The 19,608-nt window shown below is 63.8% G+C and carries 18 protein-coding genes; 5 read left to right on the forward strand and 13 right to left on the reverse strand.

Annotated elements, in window-relative coordinates:
- Positions 1-309 precede the first annotated feature (309 nt).
- The 3 genes from ACFYOW_RS16350 to ACFYOW_RS16360 are packed head-to-tail and all read right to left on the reverse strand — an operon-like array spanning position 310 to position 3,441.
- Positions 310-1,131, reverse strand: coding sequence for a hypothetical protein (locus ACFYOW_RS16350; protein WP_387288582.1), 822 nt, complete (start codon positions 1,129-1,131; stop codon positions 310-312).
- Positions 1,132-1,140: 9 nt separating this feature from the next.
- Entirely contained in the window at positions 1,141-1,941 is an 801-nt protein-coding gene (locus ACFYOW_RS16355; protein ID WP_387288584.1) for an SDR family NAD(P)-dependent oxidoreductase, read from the reverse strand.
- A 24-nt stretch (positions 1,942-1,965) separates the two neighbouring features.
- A complete protein-coding gene (locus tag ACFYOW_RS16360; RefSeq protein WP_387288844.1) occupies positions 1,966-3,441 on the reverse strand; it encodes an aldehyde dehydrogenase family protein in 1,476 nt (491 codons plus the stop codon).
- A gap of 579 nt (positions 3,442-4,020) precedes the next feature.
- On the opposite strand from ACFYOW_RS16360, the gene ACFYOW_RS16365 reads away from it, so the two are divergent.
- Positions 4,021-4,701, forward strand: coding sequence for a helix-turn-helix domain-containing protein (locus ACFYOW_RS16365; protein WP_387288586.1), 681 nt, complete (start codon positions 4,021-4,023; stop codon positions 4,699-4,701).
- Here ACFYOW_RS16365 and ACFYOW_RS16370 read toward each other — a convergent pair.
- Positions 4,698-5,312 carry a TetR/AcrR family transcriptional regulator gene (locus tag ACFYOW_RS16370; protein WP_387288588.1) on the reverse strand — a complete coding sequence of 205 codons (615 nt, stop codon included), beginning with the start codon at positions 5,310-5,312 and terminating at the stop codon, positions 4,698-4,700. The genes ACFYOW_RS16365 and ACFYOW_RS16370 overlap by 4 nt on opposite strands.
- 172 nt (positions 5,313-5,484) lie before the next feature.
- Between ACFYOW_RS16370 and ACFYOW_RS16375 the strand changes: the two genes are divergently transcribed.
- The 3 genes from ACFYOW_RS16375 to ACFYOW_RS16385 all read left to right on the forward strand — a co-directional run bounded on the left by ACFYOW_RS16375 (position 5,485) and on the right by ACFYOW_RS16385 (position 10,376).
- The gene (locus tag ACFYOW_RS16375) at positions 5,485-7,626 is read left to right on the forward strand and encodes an acetate--CoA ligase family protein (RefSeq protein ID WP_387288590.1); all 2,142 of its coding nucleotides are present in this window, start codon (positions 5,485-5,487) and stop codon (positions 7,624-7,626) included.
- Position 7,627: 1 nt separating this feature from the next.
- Positions 7,628-9,997, forward strand: a complete 2,370-nt coding sequence (locus ACFYOW_RS16380; RefSeq protein ID WP_387288591.1) for an acetyl-CoA acetyltransferase — start codon at positions 7,628-7,630, stop codon at positions 9,995-9,997.
- 67 nt (positions 9,998-10,064) lie between these two features.
- Positions 10,065-10,376, forward strand: a complete 312-nt coding sequence (locus ACFYOW_RS16385) for a hypothetical protein (protein WP_387288593.1) — start codon at positions 10,065-10,067, stop codon at positions 10,374-10,376.
- A gap of 110 nt (positions 10,377-10,486) precedes the next feature.
- Here the strand turns inward: ACFYOW_RS16385 and ACFYOW_RS16390 are convergent, their stop codons facing one another.
- The 9 genes from ACFYOW_RS16390 to ACFYOW_RS16430 form a co-directional block, all read right to left on the reverse strand.
- Positions 10,487-10,744, reverse strand: a complete 258-nt coding sequence (locus tag ACFYOW_RS16390) for a hypothetical protein (protein WP_387288858.1) — start codon at positions 10,742-10,744, stop codon at positions 10,487-10,489.
- A 91-nt stretch (positions 10,745-10,835) separates the two neighbouring features.
- The gene (locus tag ACFYOW_RS16395) at positions 10,836-12,332 is read right to left on the reverse strand and encodes a class I adenylate-forming enzyme family protein (RefSeq protein WP_387288594.1); all 1,497 of its coding nucleotides are present in this window, start codon (positions 12,330-12,332) and stop codon (positions 10,836-10,838) included.
- Between the two features lie 12 nt (positions 12,333-12,344).
- A complete protein-coding gene (locus ACFYOW_RS16400) occupies positions 12,345-12,656 on the reverse strand; it encodes a hypothetical protein (protein ID WP_387288596.1) in 312 nt (103 codons plus the stop codon).
- 307 nt (positions 12,657-12,963) lie between these two features.
- On the reverse strand, positions 12,964-13,479 hold the full coding sequence (locus ACFYOW_RS16405) for a DoxX family protein (RefSeq protein ID WP_387288597.1): 516 nt from the start codon (positions 13,477-13,479) through the stop codon (positions 12,964-12,966).
- Positions 13,476-14,327 (reverse strand): SDR family oxidoreductase, encoded by an 852-nt coding sequence (locus tag ACFYOW_RS16410; RefSeq protein WP_387288598.1) that lies wholly within the window; start codon positions 14,325-14,327, stop codon positions 13,476-13,478. Before ACFYOW_RS16410 ends, ACFYOW_RS16405 begins: the two co-directional genes overlap by 4 nt.
- A gap of 72 nt (positions 14,328-14,399) precedes the next feature.
- The gene (locus ACFYOW_RS16415) at positions 14,400-14,945 is read right to left on the reverse strand and encodes an ATP/GTP-binding protein (protein WP_387288846.1); all 546 of its coding nucleotides are present in this window, start codon (positions 14,943-14,945) and stop codon (positions 14,400-14,402) included.
- Positions 14,946-14,982: 37 nt separating this feature from the next.
- Positions 14,983-15,354, reverse strand: a complete 372-nt coding sequence (locus ACFYOW_RS16420; protein ID WP_387288600.1) for a DUF742 domain-containing protein — start codon at positions 15,352-15,354, stop codon at positions 14,983-14,985.
- Positions 15,354-15,782, reverse strand: a complete 429-nt coding sequence (locus ACFYOW_RS16425; protein ID WP_387288602.1) for a roadblock/LC7 domain-containing protein — start codon at positions 15,780-15,782, stop codon at positions 15,354-15,356. The genes ACFYOW_RS16420 and ACFYOW_RS16425 overlap by 1 nt, the downstream gene beginning before the upstream one ends.
- Positions 15,757-18,168, reverse strand: a complete 2,412-nt coding sequence (locus tag ACFYOW_RS16430; protein WP_387288604.1) for a nitrate- and nitrite sensing domain-containing protein — start codon at positions 18,166-18,168, stop codon at positions 15,757-15,759. The genes ACFYOW_RS16425 and ACFYOW_RS16430 overlap by 26 nt, the downstream gene beginning before the upstream one ends.
- Before the next feature lie 607 nt (positions 18,169-18,775).
- On the opposite strand from ACFYOW_RS16430, the gene ACFYOW_RS16435 reads away from it, so the two are divergent.
- A complete protein-coding gene (locus ACFYOW_RS16435; RefSeq protein ID WP_387288606.1) occupies positions 18,776-19,555 on the forward strand; it encodes a FadR/GntR family transcriptional regulator in 780 nt (259 codons plus the stop codon).
- The last annotated feature ends 53 nt before the right edge of the window (positions 19,556-19,608 follow it).

Consider the following 19,608-nt stretch of genomic DNA (forward strand, 5'->3'; position numbering starts at 1 on the left):
TGTTTCCGGTTCCGAACCAAAGAACCAGGGATATCGCGAATACAGCGAGGGTCAGGAGCCAGGCACCCACACCCCATTGGCCGTGCAGCAGGAAACCGCCGCCCGGGAGCACCAGACCGAGGCCGAATGCCCGCCACCCGGTACCCAACCCGAACACCGACGGCAGGAATCCGAACAACGCCAGAACCGCGTACGCGGTCAAGGTACGGCGCTGTCGCCGCGTGCTGACCGGTCCGTGGAGCCGTGATCGTTGCGGCAATGCGTAGGAATCGGTACCGGATTCGTGCCGCTGCGCCGTAAGAGATTCAGTCATGACAATCCTTCGGGAAGGGGCCGCCGCGCTAACTCGGAACTGTGCGAGATCGGGTTCTCGAGGCGCCGGCGACGGTGTAGCAGGTATAGAAACACGGCGATGTCGACCGTGAGCATGACGACTCCGGATAGGCGCTGCTCCTGCAGTGGCGCCACGCCTGGACCCATAACCCAGCTGGACGGGCTGAGTGCGAGGGCCGCACCGAACAGCATCGTTATCTCGAATGCCAGCAACAGAGGCATCGACTCCCTGAATGGCGCAGTGGCGGGCTTCGTTGTGACGAGTTCCGCTACGCGAGACCAGATCGGCAGGGCGACCACGACCGTCAGCAGCACCAGTCCGGTCATCCGGATGCCGGAACCGACAACGGCGCTATGCAGACTCGGGATATGCCAGACCAGCAGGATGGCAACCCAGACCACCGCATCCAAGGTCAACGGAAGGCGGTTCAGCAGCGCCTGGATCCAGGGAAGTGTCGACCCGGCGGAGCAGACTACCGCGAGCGGGACCAGCGTCGATGCGAAGGACAGCAACGCCATCCAGACGACGTGGTTGTCGAACAGCGGTGTCGCGGGAGACTCATTCGACATCGCCATGCCCATATGCCCGGCGTGCCGCCCCTGAGCACGCGGTCCCCATTGGGCGATGACGATGACGATGAGCGCCCCGATAGCTATCTCGGCCAGAGCTGGCAGGACAAGGCGACCGTGGAACCACGGAACCCGGGCGACCCGTGGCGTCGTGGGGTCGACGAACTCACGAAGCGCCGTTAGCAGTCGTGCGAGCAGTAGACAGCAGACCATTGCGTTCTCCGGCAAACCCGTCGGTCAGACGAGGTCGAAGGCGTTGCTCGACTGCATCGCCCGGGTGAGCCGCGGCAGGTATCGCTGGATGCGCCAGGCGAACTTCGACGTAGGCCCGGGGAGTACGAGGAAACGGCCACGGGCCAAGCCCTTCTCGGCCGCCACCACGACCTGCTCGGGTGTGATCGCCGACTTCAATGCCTTGCCCCGGTTGTCCGGGTTCGCGAAGAAATCGGTCGCCATGGGGGTTTTCACAGCCTCGGGGCACACGCATGCCAGCTTCACGGCCGAATCCGCGATGTCGTAGCGCAGCGATTCGAGGAAGCCGATGACCGCTGCCTTGGTGGCACCGTATGCGGCCATCTTGCGCGGTGCCACGATACCGGTGAGCGATGCGACGACCGCGAATTCGCCGCGGTCGCGCTCGAGCATCCGGGGGATCACCGCGTAGACGAGGTTGACGATGCCGCCGTAGTTCACACGTGTCATCAGGTCGACGTCCGCGCGGGCGACCGACAGTGTCGGACCGACCCGGGCGACTCCGGCGCAGGCGAAGACATGCTCGATCGGGCCGAGCTCGTCCTCGACCTTGCCGACGACGGCGGCCACCGCGTCCGCGTCGGCGACGTCCACGGCGAAGGTGCTGATTCGATCGCCGAACTGGTCGGCGACTTTTTTCAGTGCCTCCTCGCTGAGATCGAGTACTGCGATGCGATAGCCTCGCGCGGCTAGGCGTTCAACGCCGACCAACCCGATTCCGCTGGCTCCGCCGGTGACGAGCGCCACTGGCGAGGTGCCCGGGTTGTTCGTGTTCTTCGTGTTCATCTGTTCTCCTGTTTTCGATGCCGATCACGACCTGGTGGTACGGCGCAGCCTGCGCCGTGCCGCCTTGGCCGATCTGGCGAGCATTCCGTTGACCAGCTCATTGGTCCGACGGTCGAAAGGGGGGGTGACGAATGCGCCCGCCGAGGCCGGAAGCCTGCTCACAGTGGTCGCCCTCGCATGGGTAAAGGTCTCGAATCCGCGTTTGCCGTGATACGCGCCCGAGCCGCTGTGGCCGACTCCGCCGAATGGCAGCAGCGGGATGCCGGCGTGCAGGACCACGTCGTTGACGGTCATCCCACCGAAGCGAACCCGTCGTGTGAAGCTGCGGAATGCCTCGTTCTCGGGGCCGAACCAATAGGCGGCGAGCGGCGAATGCCGAGGGCCGAGGTAGTCGATTACCTCGTCGATCGTCCGATACGGCCGGACCATGAGAATCGGGCCGAAAATCTCCTCGTCCGCGATGAGCATGTCCTCGTCGAAGTCGGTCACGATGACCGGCTGGATTCTCCGGGTGGCAGGGTTCGGAGGCTCGCCGGGCAACGCCTCGCGGATAGTGGCCCCCTTGGCGCGTGCGTCGTCGAGGATTGCGACCAGCCGCTTGAAGTTCGCGTCGTTGACGACGGAGACGTGTCCGCCGTCGGAGGTCGCGATCTTCCGTGCCCGATTCAGCGCGACATCGATGAACGTCGCCATCGAATCCTCGGGCACGTAAACCAGCTCGGGGCACAGACAGACCTGGCCGCCGTTCATCAGCCGTCCCGCCATAATTCGGTCGGCCGCACGTGTGATGTCCGCTCCCGGATCCACGACTACGGGATTCTTGCCGCCGAGCTCCAGGGTGACCGGTACCAACTGGCGCGCGGCGCACTCCGCAACCAGAGCGCCAACCTTCGGGGAGCCGGTGAAGAACAGGTGGTCGAAGGGCAGGCTGCTGAATGCCGCCCCCACCGCTGGACCGCCGGTCACCGCAGCGACCTCGGTCGGGTCGAAGTATTCGGCGACCTTCTCCACGAACAGGGCAGCGGTTCGGCTGGTAACTTCCGAGAACTTGATCATCACGTTGTTGCCGGCTGCGAGGGCTGCCGCCGCGGGTTCCACGACCAGGCCCAGGGGGAAGTTCCATGGGCCGATGATTCCCACGACGCCCAATGGGACTCGCTCGACTTTGCTGCCGATGCCGAGCAATCTAGAGCCCGGGATCGGCCTGGTCGGGCGCATCCACGCGCGCAGACGCGCCCTGTTCAGGCGGATATCGCCCAGCTCGCCCGCGATGTCACTGATCTTGCTGACCATGCCGGGGCGATGACCGAAATCCGCGTCGAGCGCTGCCCCGAAGGCATCGGCATTCTCGGTCAGCATCAGAATCAGCCGGTCGAGCCGGTCGCGACGCTGGTTGATGGTCGGCGGCCCTTGGGAAAGGAATGCCTCTCGCTGTGCGTCGAGCAGCGCACGCAACTGCACGGCGCTCGGCTCGGGCAGGCCATCTGAGCTTGCCGGCACGGTCTCGGCGGCAACGGAATATCTGGTCACGGTTGTATCTGCCTTGCGGTAGCTTCTTCTCGTTCGCGTCTTGCCTTGAATGACAGCGATTGGACATGAGGGGTGCTTGTTCGGACCGAGCCCGTCGGATAAAGACGCAAGTCATCCGAGCGTGCGGAGATCCGGGGCCTCCACCACGCTTGGTGCGGGTATCTCGATCGAGGCGCCACCTAATAATTGAGGCGCGCCGAATTCATTCAGAATTAGAGCGTCTTGCGTAGCCCGGTGCTATCGAAGACGCGGGCTATAGATGTGTATCGGCCTCGATTTGCGAGCCGAGGGCTGTTCGTCGATGCTCGCGCACGACGCAGCCTCCTTCCTGCCTTCCCGCTTGAGCGCGGTGGTCACGCCACTGTGACTCCGGCAACCACATGGTATTACCGGCACAACGTGTCGGCAACCCCCTTCGTGGAGAAGTTTGCCGGACGATGCCTCACGGCTACCGACCGGAGACGTATGTAATCTGGGCCTGGCCGCAGGTCTGCTGATCCACCCTGTGACAGGTTCGGCGCGGCATGAGGTGCCAGTGATAGGACGGACATGGTCGAGCAATTCGAGGTGCCTGTGAAGAACCACTCCGACCAACGGGTGGCGGGCAGGCCACGAGATCCCACCGCGGACGCGCGCATCTTGGAAGCCGCGCGCGTCGTCTACGCACAGCACGGCTGGGCAGGCTTCACCGTCAAGGCCGTCGCCGCCGCGGGCGGTGTGTCGCGTGACTCCGTCGGTCGGCGCTTCGCTTCCCGCGAAGAGCTGCTGATCGAGGCACTCGTGGCATCGGGGTTTCCATTACTGGAGGACCGGCCCGTCCAGTCGCTGCAGGCATGGCTGCTGGAACTGGCCACCGGCATCTTCCGCATGTTCACCCGAGGCAGCGGCCGCGCCCACCTGCGGGTCCACCTGGACGCCGACTCTGTGCCAGGGCTGTTCAACGCTTACCGGCGCCGCTTGCTCGAACCTGCGCAGCAAGTCCTGCGCGACCGGATCGTCGATGCCGCCCGAGCCGAGCAGCGGGACAACATCGACCCCTTCGCCGTGCTCGAGGACGTAATAGGCCCAACCCTACTGCTTGCCCTCTTGAACCAGGACCTCAACGCCGAAGAGGGAGAACGGCTGGCGGCGATCGAACTACGCTTGCCCGCGATTGTCGAACGGGCACTCACCGCCCGGCCCGTCGGCGCGACCACCCCGGCCGGACCGTTCGCCAACGGAGCTCGCTAATTGCGTTGCACCGCAGGAGTTTTCGCACGGACGGTGCGAAGAAGAAAATCGACCAGCTCATGAATGTAGCGTGACGCCGTTTCGGGCAACTGATGCTGCAAATGCACAGGCGTTGCCTGAACATGCATAGTCGCGGCACCGCACAGCAGGTCGAGCAGCAGGGTGACCGAGGTGTCGGGCAACAATTCACCTCGCGCTATAGCTCGGCGCACGAGCGCCCGGGCCGCGACAATCTGTGACTCACGAACGACCCGCCATCGCTGGCCGATCGCGGGCACCTGGTCGGCCTCGATGGCCAACCGCATCGCCGCACGACCTCTTGAGCCCATGTACCCCTGCATCACCTGTTCGGCGAGATGAACGAGATCCGTTCGCACATCGCCCGTTTCGACGTATTCGATGCCCCCGACCCGGTTCAGCGCATCAATGAGCAATGCTTCACCGGTCGGCCAGCGCAGGTAGATCGACGCCTTCCCGACCCCTGCCCGTTTGGCTACCTTCTCGACATTGAACCCGCCCCAGCCGACCTCGCCGTACAACTCGAGTGCCGCCTCGAGCACCCGTCGGTCTACGCCGGGGTCGCGCCGCCGGCCGGGTCCTGTCGTGGTCATGTAGCGACCTCCATAGTTCGTTCGTTTCGCCGCGCGCCGCCTATTGCCATACGGCACCGTTCAGCATAGCCTGGTGCTCGCATTACCGAACGGATCCGTTCGGTAATTGTGTATGAGCCTGGAAGAACGGCCCGTCGTCAATGTCATGAATGCGCAAGGAGCGTGCCCAACGATGAGCAGCGACATCACCCCCGACCGTTTGCGGACCCTGTTCCGTCCGCGCAGCGTGGCGCTGGTGGGGGCGTCGGACAAGTCGATGTTTTCCGCTATCGCCTATATGAACCTGGCCAATTTCGGATTCGCCGATCGCACGTTTCTGGTGAACCGCCGCGGGGTTACGGTCCACGGGCAGCCGTCCGTGCCGACATGCTCGGACATTGGGCAAGAGGTCGACGTCGCGTTCATGCAGGTGCCCCAGGCGGGAACCCTCGATGCACTCAGCGATGCGGCCGCGGCCGGTATTCGCAATGCCGTCATTCTGTCGTCCGGCTATAGCGAGGCGGGAGCAGAAGGCCGACGCGCCCAGGAAGAGCTGGTCGCGCACGCCCGTTCGCTCGACATGCTTGTTCTCGGCCCGAACCACTTGGGTTTCGCGAACTTCATCGACCAGGTGCCTGTCACGCCCGTGCCCGGCCTGCCGCGCAAGGCCGGCAATATCGCTCTGCTGTCACAGTCCGGAGCCAGTTCCTCCGCGATGGTGGATTTCGCGACCACGGCGGACGCCGACCTCTCCTATCTGGTCACCCTCGGCAACGAGGCCATGATCACCGCTGGTCACGTACTGGACTTCCTGGTCGACGACGAAGCGACCAAGGCCGTCGCCATCTTCATGGAAACCATCCGCGAGCCCGAGGTTTTCGCCGCGGCCGCCCGGCGTGCCGCCGCGGCGGGCAAGGCGATCGTTGTGCTCAAGGCCGGCAGCAGTGAGCTGTCGGCGCGGACCGCTGCGGCCCATACGGGCGCTCTCGTCGGCGACGACCGCACCATCGATGCGGTCTTCCGCGAGCTCGGCGTCATCCGGGTCGACTCGATCGAGGACATGATGATCACCGCCAGCGCTGCGGCCAATTTGGGGCAGCTGGACAAGCCGGGCATCGGATGGGTCTCCATCTCCGGCGGCGCCTGCGACATCGTCGCCGACCGTTCGGAGGATCTCGGCGCCCAGCTGCCCGAACTGGCGCTACCGACGCAGGATCGGCTGCGGGAGATCCTGCCGGACTACGGAACCGTACAGAATCCGCTCGATGTCACCGGCGCTGCCGTCATGGACCCATCGATTTTCACCAAAGCCATCGAGGCCATCTCCGCGGACCCGGCGATCGGTGTCGTGGCCGTCATCAACGGCGCTCCATGGGAATCCAAGGGCAACCCCTATCCGGCCCAGTACATGCTCAATGCCATCGGCGCCGCCGCCGCGGCCACCCCGGTGACCCTCGTCAACCAGGTACTTCAGCCGATCACCGATTTCACGAAATCCGTTCTGGCCGAAGCCGAAATCGACCACCTCATCCCAGGCTTGCGGCAGTCGGTCGTGGCGCTGCGCAACCTCGCCTGGTGGTCCGAAACCATCCGGTCGGTGTCGGTCGACCGCCCGGCCATCGAGCCGGTGCACGTGGCCATCACCGCCGAACGCAGCGGCGCGTGGTCGGAATCCACTGCACGCACCGTGCTGACCGGAGCTGGAATCCCAGTTATCCCAAGCGAATTGGTTACGAGCCCGGAGGACGCGGTCAAGGTGGCGGCTGGCTTCGGCGGCCCGGTCGCCCTGAAGATCGCCTCGCCCGACATCCTGCACAAGAGCGACATCGGTGGTGTCGCGTTGGGCATCCACGGCGATGAGAATGTCGCTGCCGCCTATCAGCGGGTCACGGCTGCCGCTGCCGACAAGGTACCGACCGCCCGAGTCGAGGGCGTACTGGTATCTCCGATGCGGACCGGCGGAATCGAACTGCTGGTCGGGGTGGTCCGCGATCCTCAATGGGGTCCAGTTCTCGCTGTGGCGATCGGCGGTGTCTTCGTCGAGGTTCTCGGCGACTCGGCGTTGGCCAGGTTGCCGGTATCCCCCGACCGGGCCCGCGCGCTGCTGGATGGACTGCGTGGCAAAGCCCTATTGCAGGGCGTGCGAGGCACCGCCGCCGCGGACCTCGACGCGGTTGCGGCCGTGATCGCCCGGGTCGGCGATCTCGCCCTCGCGCTGGGCGACAATCTCGAATCGCTCGAGATCAACCCACTGCGGGTGGACGGATCGACCATCGAAGCACTCGACGCCGTCATCACCTGGACCGAGCCGACCATCGACGCGGAAGAAGCCTGACGTGGCTCCCATCGACGAAATCCATCCGCGCACACCGGTTCTCATCGGTGTCGGCCAGGCTGCCGAACGCATCGACGACCCCGACTATCGAGCGCTGTCAGCTGTGGAGTTGGCCGCAGCGGCGGCACGCCGGGCACTCGCCGACACCGGCGCCGATACCGCCGCGGTCGCCGCGCGCGTCGACACCGTCGCCGGCGTGCGGCAGTTCGAGATCTCGACGCCGGGAGCGCCCGCGCCGCTCGGCAAGTCCGACAACTACCCCCGGTCGGTGGCCGACCGGGTGGGCGCGGAGCCGACCCGAGCGATCCTCGAGGTCAGCGGTGGGCAATCCCCACAACATCTGATTACCGAACTCGCCCGTGCCATCGCCGCGGGGAACTCCGAGGCGGCCCTGATTTTCGGATCGGAAGCCATCTCCACGGCCCGGCATCTTGCGAAATCCGAGCAGCGTCCGGACTTCACCGAGCACCGAGGTGGTCAGCTCGAGGACCGCGGTTATGGTCTGAGCGGCCTGATCACCCGGTACGCGTTGATGCACGGATTGACGGACGCTCCCAGCCAATACGCGTTGTTCGAGAATGCGCGCCGCGCGCGGCTCGGCATGTCTCGCACCGAATACAACCGCGGCATGGGCGAATTGTTCGCCCCGTTCACCCGTGTGGCGAGCAAGAATCCCTATGCGGCGGCGCCGGTGGAGCGCAGCGCCGATGAACTGATCACAGTCGATGAGCGCAACCGGATGATCGCCGAGCCGTACACCAGGTATCTGGTCGCTCGTGATCAGGTCAACCAAGGTGCGGCAGTTCTGCTGATGTCGGTCGCAGCAGCCCGAGAAATCGGTGTCCCGCAAGACAAATGGGTCTTCCTACACGGGCATGCGGACCTACGGGAAAAGGGCCTGCTGGAGCGGCCCGACCTGAGCCGAGCACCGGCTCTCACGCGGGCGACCGAGCACGCCCTCGCGATGGCGGCGATCGGTGTCGACCAGCTCCACACGATCGACCTCTACAGCTGTTTTCCGATCGCGGTGTCAGCAATCTGTGACGATCTCGGCCTCACGGCAGACGATCCGCGCGGGCTCACCGTGACCGGCGGTCTGCCGTTCTTCGGCGGCGCAGGCAACAACTATTCGATGCATGCCGTCGCGGAAACGGTTGCGCGCCTTCGCTCCGCACCCGGGACCTACGGCTTGGTCGGCGCGAACGGCGGTACCTTGAGCAAGTACTCGGCTGCCGTGTATTCGACCGTTCCCACCGAGTGGCGCGCGGACGACAACGCTCGGCTGCAAGCCGAGTTGGACTCGAACCAGTCGGTCGATGTCGTCATCCGAGCCGACGGCCTTGCCACAATCGAGACCTACACCGTCAAGTTCGACCGTCACGGTCCCAGCGGCATCGTCATCGGACGTCTTGGCAACGGCAGCCGGTTCCTCGCCACCGCAGCGCCGGAGGACACCGATCTGCTCCCCCTGCTCGCGCAAGGCGATCCTGTCGGCCGGTCAGTATTCGTTCGGTCGTTCGGCCCCGGCAACGTGGTCACGACGACCGAGGAGCGCATGAATGAGCTTTTCCCACAACGGGTTCGGTCCTTGCGTGATGACTACAAATATGCGCGTGTCCACCGCGACGGCCACCTGCTGGAGGTCACGATTAACCGGCCCGAGGTCCGCAATGCGCTCACCCCCGAGGCCAACGAGGAACTCGACGAGATCTTCGACGCCTACTTCGCCGACCCGGAGCTGTGGGTCGCGATCATCACCGGCGCAGGGTCCGAATCCTTCTGCGCTGGAAACGATTTGCGCTACTCGGCGAGCGGCAAGATGGTGTGGATACCGAAGAACGGGTTCGGGGGTCTGACGAGCCGCCGCGATATGACCAAGCCTGTTATCGCCGCGGTCAACGGATTCGCTATGGGTGGGGGCTGTGAGATAGCTCTGGCCTGCCATCTCGTCGTCGCAGACGAAGCGGCCCAGTTCGCGCTCAGCGAAACACGGGTGGGGCTGATCGCCGGCGCCGGCGGTCTTGTACGTCTGCCTCGGGCGATTCCTCCGAAGATCGCTAACGAACTGATCCTGACAGGTCGGAAATTCTCGGCGACGCGGGCCCACCAACTTGGTCTGGTGAACCGCGTCGCACCCGCGGGTACCGCGTTGGACGAGGCCCGGACACTCGCCGCCGAAATACTCACGGCGTCACCGACATCGGTGCGCGTCTCCTTGCAGGTGATGAACGAGACAGCCGGCATCAGCGATGTCGTCGATGCTGTGGACCATCCCTCGCAGGGTCTGGATGACCTCCTGACCAGCGAGGACATGATGGAGGGGCTTCTCGCGTTCGGCGCCAAACGCGCCCCGCACTGGAAGAACCGATAACCGGACTCCGACCCGTAGTCCCAACGACGTGCCCCGGGTAGGACCAGCAGGCCCGTGACCTTCCTCCGTGGAGGTCACGGGCCTGTTCTCATATCGCACCGCCATCAACCTCGGCCGAACTAGCTACATCGGCAAAACATCGGACGTCCTGCTGCTCTACACCGTGCCTGAGGGTGGCACCATCGACGACGCGGCATTCAGTCAGCAGATCGTCGACAACCTGAACAACCTGACCAGGGACTACCCGGACCAAATCAGCAAGGTCAATGGCGGCTACCGGAAAACCGTCATCGGTCAGCTCGCGCCCACTGCGACAGGAACATCTGACAAGCAGCATGCAGTCGCCTCTGTTGCCATCAAGGGGGCAACGATACCGTGACCATGCGGCATTTCCGCGAGATCAAGCACCCCCTATATCCAAGGTGTGGACGTACAGGTCGCTGGCCTGCAGCCGGTCGCGGGTGCGCTGTTCGACACCATGGCTCAGGATCAGCGGCGGATGGAGGTCCTGGCTCTTCCCATGGTTTCGGTCCTGCTGTTCCTCGTCTGCGGGGGCATCGTCGCCGCTTCCGTTCCAACTGTTGGTTTGGGCTCAGCATCATCGGAGCCACAGGCGTCGCAATGTAGGAACACCTCATAGTCGATGGGCAGGCTGTAGATGATCGCGATGATCAGTACCAGCACGGGTGAAGTGATCGGTTGCGGAGTGAAGTTGAGCAGTCCTGCGCCGTAACCATCGATGAACATCCAGGTCAGCATGCCAAGGTGGAAGAACCCATGGTCCAAAGACGTTGGCGGCGTGACACTGAATTGTCACGAGCCAACGAGTTCCCCTCACTCAGAGGACGGAGTTCTCCGAGGTCAACCCGGCCACCACATCTCGGCGAAGAATCTTGCCGGTTACGGTGCGCGGCAATTCGTTCCAGCATGCAATGCGATCGGGTGTCTTCGATCCCCGCAATAGCCCTCGGACGTAGCCGCGCAGTTCCTCCGTGTCGATCCGCGCATCGACTTTCGGCACCACCACTGCCTCGATTCGCTGCCCCCATTCCTCATCGGGAATGCCTACGACCACCGCGTCTTCGATATCGGGGTGCCGGATGAGCACATCCTCGATCTCGGCCGGAGCGATATTCTCCGCTCCACGAATAATTGTGTCGTCTATACGGCCCTCGATGAACAGATAGCCTTCGGCATCCATGCGGCCGCGGTCTCGTGTATCGAAGAAGCCTTCATTGTCCACAGTCGAACCGAGTCCGGTGTACTCACCCGACACCTGGGCACCCCGTACCCAGATCCGCCCCGGCTCCCCTACAGATACCAGATTACCAGTGTCGTCTCGAATTTCGAGCTCGATGGACGGCACCGGCTTGCCCGCCGACATCAGCCGATCCCGTTCTGCCGCAACCGTACTGGCCAATGCTGAGCGATGTTCTTCCGGTCCCAGGATAGAAATAGTGGAACTGGTCTCGGTCAGCCCATATGCGTTCACGAAACCAACATCGGGCCACTCGCGCAGTGCGCGTTCGATGACCTTGACCGGCATCTTGGCACCACCGTAGGACAGCAAACGCAACGAAGGCGCCGAACGATCACCGTCGCACGCCATAATGCGCGCCAGCATGGTCGGCACCACCATGGCCTGCGTCACCGCTTCGGTCCGCACCGTTTCGAGCCAGCGCTGCGGATCGAATGCCTCCAAGGTCAGAAAACGCCGCCCCGCAAACAGATTCGTGAGCACATTCGAGACCGCGGCAATGTGGTACGGCGGCACGCTCATGAGCGCCGCTTCATCCTCGCCCGCGCCTGCGAATTCCACCGTTTCCAGGACATAGGAGGTCAGATTCTCGTGCCGGAGCACCACACCTTTGGGTTTCGAGGTGGTGCCGCTGGTGTAAATGATCACCGCCGGGGCGTCGGACGGGGTGGCCTCGACAGATTCCTTAACCACCGTAGCTACCCACTCCAGCCACTGCTGTGGAGTAACCGAGTTCCGTCCTACACGAGTCAATGCGGCGGCCTGCGCCTCGTCGGCGATCACCCACGCGCGCGGATGGTTCGCCAGCAGTTCGTCGAGCTGTTCGGCGCCGAGTCGATAGTTGATGGGAACCAACGGCACGCCGGCGACCGCCGCGGCAAACAGCGCCACCGGGAACGCGGGTCCATTCACCGCGAGGTACACCACCGCGTCGGCGTCCGCAGCGCGAATCAACTCGGCACCGCCCGTCGCAAGTTCCCGAAGCCGGCTTCCGGTGATGGAAGCACTGCGAGGCCCAACGAGGCAGCGGTCGGCGAAGCCGTCTGCGGCCATGTCAAGTAGCAGAGTCAGATGCATGGATTGCTCGTTTCAGTCGGAGGACGGAAGCAGCTTGGCTCCCTTGATCGCCAGCGGAACACCGTCGACCGCAAGCGTCCCTCGACCCGCCTTGGTTACCAGCACCTCGATGCCGATCTCCTCGTGGGCGTATCGCTTGCCCAGTTGCGTACCGCTCTGCTGCTCCGGGTCGGCCACTGCACGCGGCGCGGTTTCGGTCGCATTCGGGTCGACCATGCCGGCACCACCGCAGGTGATGGTCACTTCAGCGTCGGGAGCCCGCACGACGACGATCTGGGTGTCATCAACCGTGCTGGCGAGTTGTTGTCCTGTTCGCGGCTTCATTGCTACGACCCCTTCCATGTCTTACAAGATCCGATTCTGGTCTTTACGAGCGCCGAGGCACGACACAGTCCGGCAACGGAACCGACGTGGGACCCCGTCCTTCGACATTGCCGAACGGTCGCATACGGACTCTGGTTCCGGTCCGACCAGCGTGATCTTGCCCTGGCGCCGCGGCGGCGACAGTGGTTCCGCGCCGACGACCCCACGGGGCCCGCCACCCACGCGACTATCGACTCCCTCACCGGGGGCACAACCTTTCGCCTCGCGCCACAATAACCTAACCTAGTTATCCATTTTAGTCCAGGGTTCACGCCGACTGTTCGGCCGACCGCCGCGGCCTCCAGCTCACAGCCAGCAGGGCGACCGCACCACCGATCCCGCCGACCAGGGCGATTGCCAGCCCCACCCAACCGTCCAGCCGGCTATTGATTCCGACCGCGTGATCGAGCGAGGCCGCACCGGGACCCGCGACGGCTACGCACGCAGCCACCACTGCGAGCACGAGAACGTACTCCCAGCCGTCTTTGAATACGAAGAAGCCGTTGCGCCGATGGGCGACAACCGCGGCGACCGCCATGCTGCCGACGATGAAAGCAGCCGCGGGCGCGGTCAGAAGACCGAGCGCGAAGCCAATCCCCGCGCCGAGCTCTCCGGCACCGCTCAAGAAGGCGTGAACGCGTGGCGGCGCCAAACCCATAGATGCGAACCACCCTGTGGTACCCGCCAAACCGCCCGGCCCGAATAGGTGGTTGTACCCGTGGGCAGCCACGGTTCCACCTACCACGACGCGCAGCGCCAGGAGTACGGCGTCGATAGTCGTCACGAGAGGGCCTCCTCGAGGGTGCTATCGACCCACAGATCGAGCTCGAGTTCACTTTCGCTGGCGCACAGGCGGTAGGGGGAGAAGTCAGTAACGCCCTCGCTTGCAAGGACCTCGTCGTCGATGAAGAAGTTCCCGGTGACTTCCCGACTCGCCTTGGTGAGGATCGCGTAGGCAGCGTCGGCCATAATGTCCGGCGTCCGGGTGAGCTTGATCCTGCTTTCCTCGAGCATGTTCCGGATAGCGGCGGTGTCGATATTGGTTCTCGGCCAGAGTGAGTTCGCCGCGATACCGTCGGCGCGCAGTTCCGCCGCTAGCCCCACGGTCACCAGACTCATTCCGTACTTGGCCATCGTGTACGCGAGATGGCCGGATTCGAACCACTTCGGTTCCATCCGAATCGGTGGCGACAACGTAAGAATGTGCGGATTCCGCGCTTGACGGAGGTGCGGAATCGCCATTTTCGATAGCAGAAACGATCCACGCGCGTTGATGTCGTGCATCAGATCGTAACGTTTCATGCTCACCGAATCGGTGCGCGCCAGATCGATCGCGCTGGCATTGTTCACCACGATGTCGATGCCGCCGAACTGACTCACCGTGTGGGCCACCGCCTCGGCCACCTTTTCATCGTCGCGGATATCGCACACGATCGGCAGCGCCCGCCCGCCGACGGCCTCGATCGCCTCGGCCGCGGTGTAAATGGTTCCCGGCAACTTGGGATGGGGCTCCGCGGCCTTGGCGAGCAGGGCGACATTCGCACCATCGGCGGCTGCACGCAGTGCGATCGCCTCTCCAATGCCCCGGCTCCCGCCCGACATGATCATGGTCCTGCCCGCGAGGTCGGCCACAACATCTCCTTCACTACAAATCTATCTATATTATCTATATTATCTGGCGGCACCGAACGGGCGAGAATGCCCTCAGGCCCGCATGTGGTTCCGGCATTGCGTCAGGTCGACCAGGTACTCCAGCAGCGAAAGCAGAACTCCTTTGGCGGACTCACGGTCGCGCGCATCGCAACGCATCACCGGTACATCCGCTGCCAGATCAAGCGCTATCCGCACCTCGTCCGGCGAATAGTGCGGGGTACCGTCGAAATGGTTCACGCCGACCACGAACGGCAGGCCGCGGCGTTCGAAAAAATCGACCGACGCGAACGAGGACTCCAGCCGACGCGTATCCGCGAGCACGACAGCACCGAGCGCGCCTCGTGAAAGCTCGTCCCACAGGAACCAGAACCGTTCTTGCCCAGGTGTTCCGAATAGGTACAAGACCAGATCCGGATCGATGGTGATACGGCCGAAATCCAATGCCACGGTGGTCGTCGTCTTGTTCTCCACGCCAGCCAGATCGTCCACACCCACGCTCAGCGCGGTCACCAATTCCTCGGTGCGCAAAGGGGTGATCTCACTGATCGCGGAAACCATCGTCGTCTTGCCGACCCCGAACCCGCCAGCGACCAGCATCTTCACCGAGGCCGCTAGCCTCGACCGGTTGGACGCGTCAGAGCCTTCGAATTCCATTCAGTACCGCCCTAAGTATGTCGATGTCGTCGGAACTCGTCTCCGGCACCGAACTCCGGAAGACCAGATACCCCTCGATGACGAGGTCGCCGACCAGGATCTTGGTCACCGCCAATGGAAGACGCAGGCGCGCCGAAACCTCGGCGATCGACTGCGGGTATTCGCACAACCGCGCTATTTCGCCGTATTCGGGTTCCATCCGCCCTAGCTCTTCGCCGGAGCGGACCGTCAGGACCTGCGTCAACATGTCCAGATCGGACCGGGCGCCACGAGTACGTCCACGGGTCATGGCGAATGGCCGGACCAAGGGGCCCGCCGCCTCGTCGAACCAAGAGCCGTGCGGCCGACTCATTACACCGGTGGGCCCATGTGCCAGCTGCTTCGGGCGCGAGGCGCCTCCGACAGCATCGCTGCGCCCAAACGCTGCACCGTCATGTTTACCTCGTACGCGATCATGCCAAGATTTGCCGATTCCTCCGCGAGCAGAGCCAGACATGTATTCGCACCCGCCGCAGTCACGAACAGCACGGCACGCTCCAATTCGATCACCGTCTGCCGCACGGCGCCGCTGTCGAACCGATGACCTGCACTACGCGCAAGCCCGTGTAGCGTCGAGGCCATAGCACAAAAGTGCTCGGCGTCCTCTCGGGATATGGCGTCGGACTGACCGAGCGGCAGTCCATCCGTGGATAGCAACACGGCGTACCGTACGCCGGCCAGCCGCGCTACCAGATCACTCAGCAGCCAATCGAAATCAGTGGTGGGGGAATTGGTCGTCATAGCCCTCTCGTCCATCGATATGTGTTGTCCGCTCCGGCTCACCGGGACTCGCTTGATAACGCCCGCGCTTGGTGCCCGATTCGATTGCCGCCCATAAGGTTCGAACTTCCTCCGACGATCGCACCTGCGACGGAAACTTCGGATCCGCCTCGGGATCAGGTCCCGCACCGGCCAGTTCCGGTGCGAGGCTTGCCTGCCGGTTGCGTCGTGGCAATGGCGGCCGGTCGTCGTCGGAATATCGACTCGCGGTGCGATTCGCCCCATGCGGAGTCGCCGTGCTAGGTGGCGTCCGGGGCTCCTCGAGTTCCGCTGCCGTTCGCGGCAAATAGTCCGGCATGCCGGGCGGGTAGTCTGGGATATCGACCACAGGCGCCGCGGGTGGTTGGGGGAGCACGTCGGTCACCGGGGCGGGCTGCGGTATCCATACTTCCGACAACGTCGGCGCAGGACGGCCGTCATTTTCGGTGGCCCGATCCGCGATTAGCGCGAGCGGGACCAATACAACAGCCCGCACACCTCCGTACTCCGACTCCACGAGGCGCACCCTGATGCCGTGCCGAGCAGCCAGGCGCGCTACAACAAAGATGCCCAAGCGCGAATCGCCCGACAGCACGGAGACATCGAAATCCGGTGGGTTCTGGAGCGTTTCGTTGATCACGCCGAGCTGTTCCGGGGAGATTCCCAACCCCTGGTCGACGATCTCGACGACTACGCCCTTCCCCACGACTCCGCCGACCACCTCGACCTGCGACTGCGGCGGGGAGAACACAGTCGCGTTCTCGACCAACTCGGCCAGCAGGTGTATGAGGTCTGCGACAACGGTCCCGACAACGCGGATGTCCGGCAGGCGACCGGTCCGGACGCGGGCGTATTCCTCGGTCTCCCCAGTAGCACTACGGACAATCTCGATCAGCGCCACCGGATTTCGCCATTGCCGGCCAGGACGCTCGCCTCCGAGAATGATTAGATTCTCCGCATTGCGCCGTCCCCGAGTCGCCAACTGGTCGAGCTGAAACAGCAAGGCCAGCAGATCCGGGTCCTGCTGCTCATGCTCCGCGCGATCGAGCAGCGCGAGTTGCTGATGGACCACCATCTGAGTGCGATGAGCGATGTTCAGGAACACCGCCTTGACGCCTTCACGTGTCCGCGACTCGGCAATCGCGGCATCGAGCGCGGCCCGATTGGCGCTGTTGAAAGCCGCTGCGACCTGACCGATTTCGTCGCGACCGAAGTCGAGCTCGGACAACTCGATATCCACGGCAGCTGGATTTCCCGACTGCAAGCGGCGCAATATGGTCGGCAACTCGTCGTGGGCCAAGTTGAGGGTGTGGTCCCGCAGCGACTCCAGCCGGCGGATCAGGTGATTCGACAGCCACAACGCGACACCGAAAGCGATAACTGCCACAAGTGCCATCCCGATACCGCCGAGCAGCGAGTTCTGCTTGACCTTCGCCCCGGAATCAGCGGCGAACCGGACGGCATACTGCAAGTGGGATCGCCACAGACCCAACAGCCCGGCGCTCACTTCGGCCGCAGCGCTACGCCACTCGGAAACATCCGGTGACAGTTCCGCCGAGGTCGACCGGGAATTCGAGCCGTTCTGCAGCACAATGTGTTCCACACGTTCCAACTGCTTCCACGCCGTGCCTCCGGTCAACGCTCCTAGCTGCTTTTGCTCTTCGGGCGTGAGTTTGCTTGCCAGCGCTTCTATTTCGGTGTGGTAGTAGCCCACAAGCCGGCCGTAGGCGATCAACTGCTCCGGGGTAAGCCCGCCGGCAACAACGGCCGCGAGCGCTATCGCGTTGCCGTGCGACATTGCCTCCGCGACGCGAGCAAGAGTCGTTGCCGTCACGAGGTTCACGGCAGTCCGAGCGTCAGGCCCACCCGACTCTGCCGACTGCGACGCAGCCAATCCGATTCCAATCAATGTGGAATAGAACTCGTCGGTCTGAGCAGCTGGTAGCACATCCGCGTCGAGCTGAGTTCGGACGGCCGCGATCCGAGTGAACGTCGACGCGAAGGACTTCTGCAGATCGGCGTACTCATCGGATCCCACCTTTGCATACGCGTTGCCGATCGCAGCGAGACTTCGCACGGCATCATCTACGCGACGACGCTGCGACTGCAACTCGGTCTGGTTAACCGATGCACCGGCAACCCGCAGCAGCGACAGCGACCGCTCCTGCTGCACCGCGACGATCAACTCGACGCCCGGTGCGGCCCCGCGCTGGATCTGCGCCGACCATTCCCGTGCGTGCTCACCTCGGTCCACCAGGTACCAAGCACCACCGAATCCCAGCGCGAACAGCGCGAGACTCGGTATCAGTGCGATCACCAAAATGCGCGCGCGGACACCGAACCCGATCGTCAATCTTGCCTTGCGCACTGACCCCGCCCTGACGTATCTATCCTCACAAGACAGAGACTATAGCTAGTTTAGCTAGATTTACTACTGCAAGCCCACGCTTCGAGCGCACCCCTGAGCTCACGAGGACCAAAGCCGTGCACACGGCAGCGGCCGCAGGCTCACGGAGAGCCTCCCATCGATCACGACATCGACACCTTTGCGCCGAACCGCCTCCGCGAATCGCTCCGCGATATGCCGCGCCGCTCGATACTGCAAGGTCGGATGCCCTCGGAATCGAATCTTGATCCGGCACTCGTCACCGCGCTCACCAGGTCCGCGGGACCGAAATTCGAGTGAAGCCATCACCGTTCCTGTCATGCCGCCGATGTCCACCGGCCTACTTCAGGCCGGCACACCACCGTCATCACAGCGAGCGCGCCGACAGTGGAGGAGTATATCTAGATAATCTAGATTCGCCGCAACCACCGATGCTGCCATCGAGTCCACGAAGGACCGCTGTGCCCAGTCCCTCCGAATCAAGATGAACTGGTTGCTCTTGATTCGTTCGACAACCTCGGCGGATCAAGAAACGAATGGGTTAGTCTCGACCGAGATGGATGAGCCATCCAGGACACGGAGGCAGATTGTGACGAGCGCCAAGCGCGCACGGGACGACAGCGCCCACATCCGGCCGAAAAAGATGCCGGACATGATCGCCGATCGCATCCGCCAAATGATCGCTCGCGGACAGATCGGCGACGGGGAGTGGCTGCCCACTGAACCGGAGCTGATGGAACGGTTCGGTGTGTCCCGACCGACCCTGCGAGAGGCCTTCAGACTGCTGGAGGCGGATTCACTGATCACCATCCGGCGCGGGCCGCCCGGCGGCGCCCGCGTCACGATACCGGGCCCGGAGGCTGCCGCCGCTCAATTCAGCCTGCTGCTGACGCTCTCCAAGACGACATTGCAAGACGTCTACGAGGCACGGATGGTGATCGAACCATCCTGCGCACGACAACTCGCGGAACGCGGGTCCGCCACGAACCGGCGAGCGCTGATCGACGAGGTGGAGCATGTTCGTGCAGCGCTCGAAACGCCCGTCGAATTCGGCAGGCGCACAGTGCAGTTTCACCGCAGGCTTGTCGAGCTTTCCGGAAACCGCACTCTCGCAACCGTGATCGGCATGCTGACCGAAGTCATGCAACGGCAGACCGCACGCACCTACGACGAGACCCACGGCAAGCCGGACGATCTCGAGGCCAACAACAGGCGAGCGCTGCGCGCATACGAGCGGCTCAGCGAACTGGTCCAGGACCGTGACGGTGTGGGCGCCGAGGAGTTCTGGCTCAAGCACATGAAGGTCGCCCGCAGTTATTTCCTCCGCAACAAGGCAGACAGCACGCAAATAGTGGATTTGCTCTACTGATCCGGTCCGCTCTCGCGGGGTTCGGCGACAAATACGTCGCCGAACCCGTGCCG

This window comes from Nocardia sp. NPDC006982, from assembly GCF_042869435.1.
Classification (GTDB): Bacteria; Actinomycetota; Actinomycetes; order Mycobacteriales; family Mycobacteriaceae; genus Nocardia.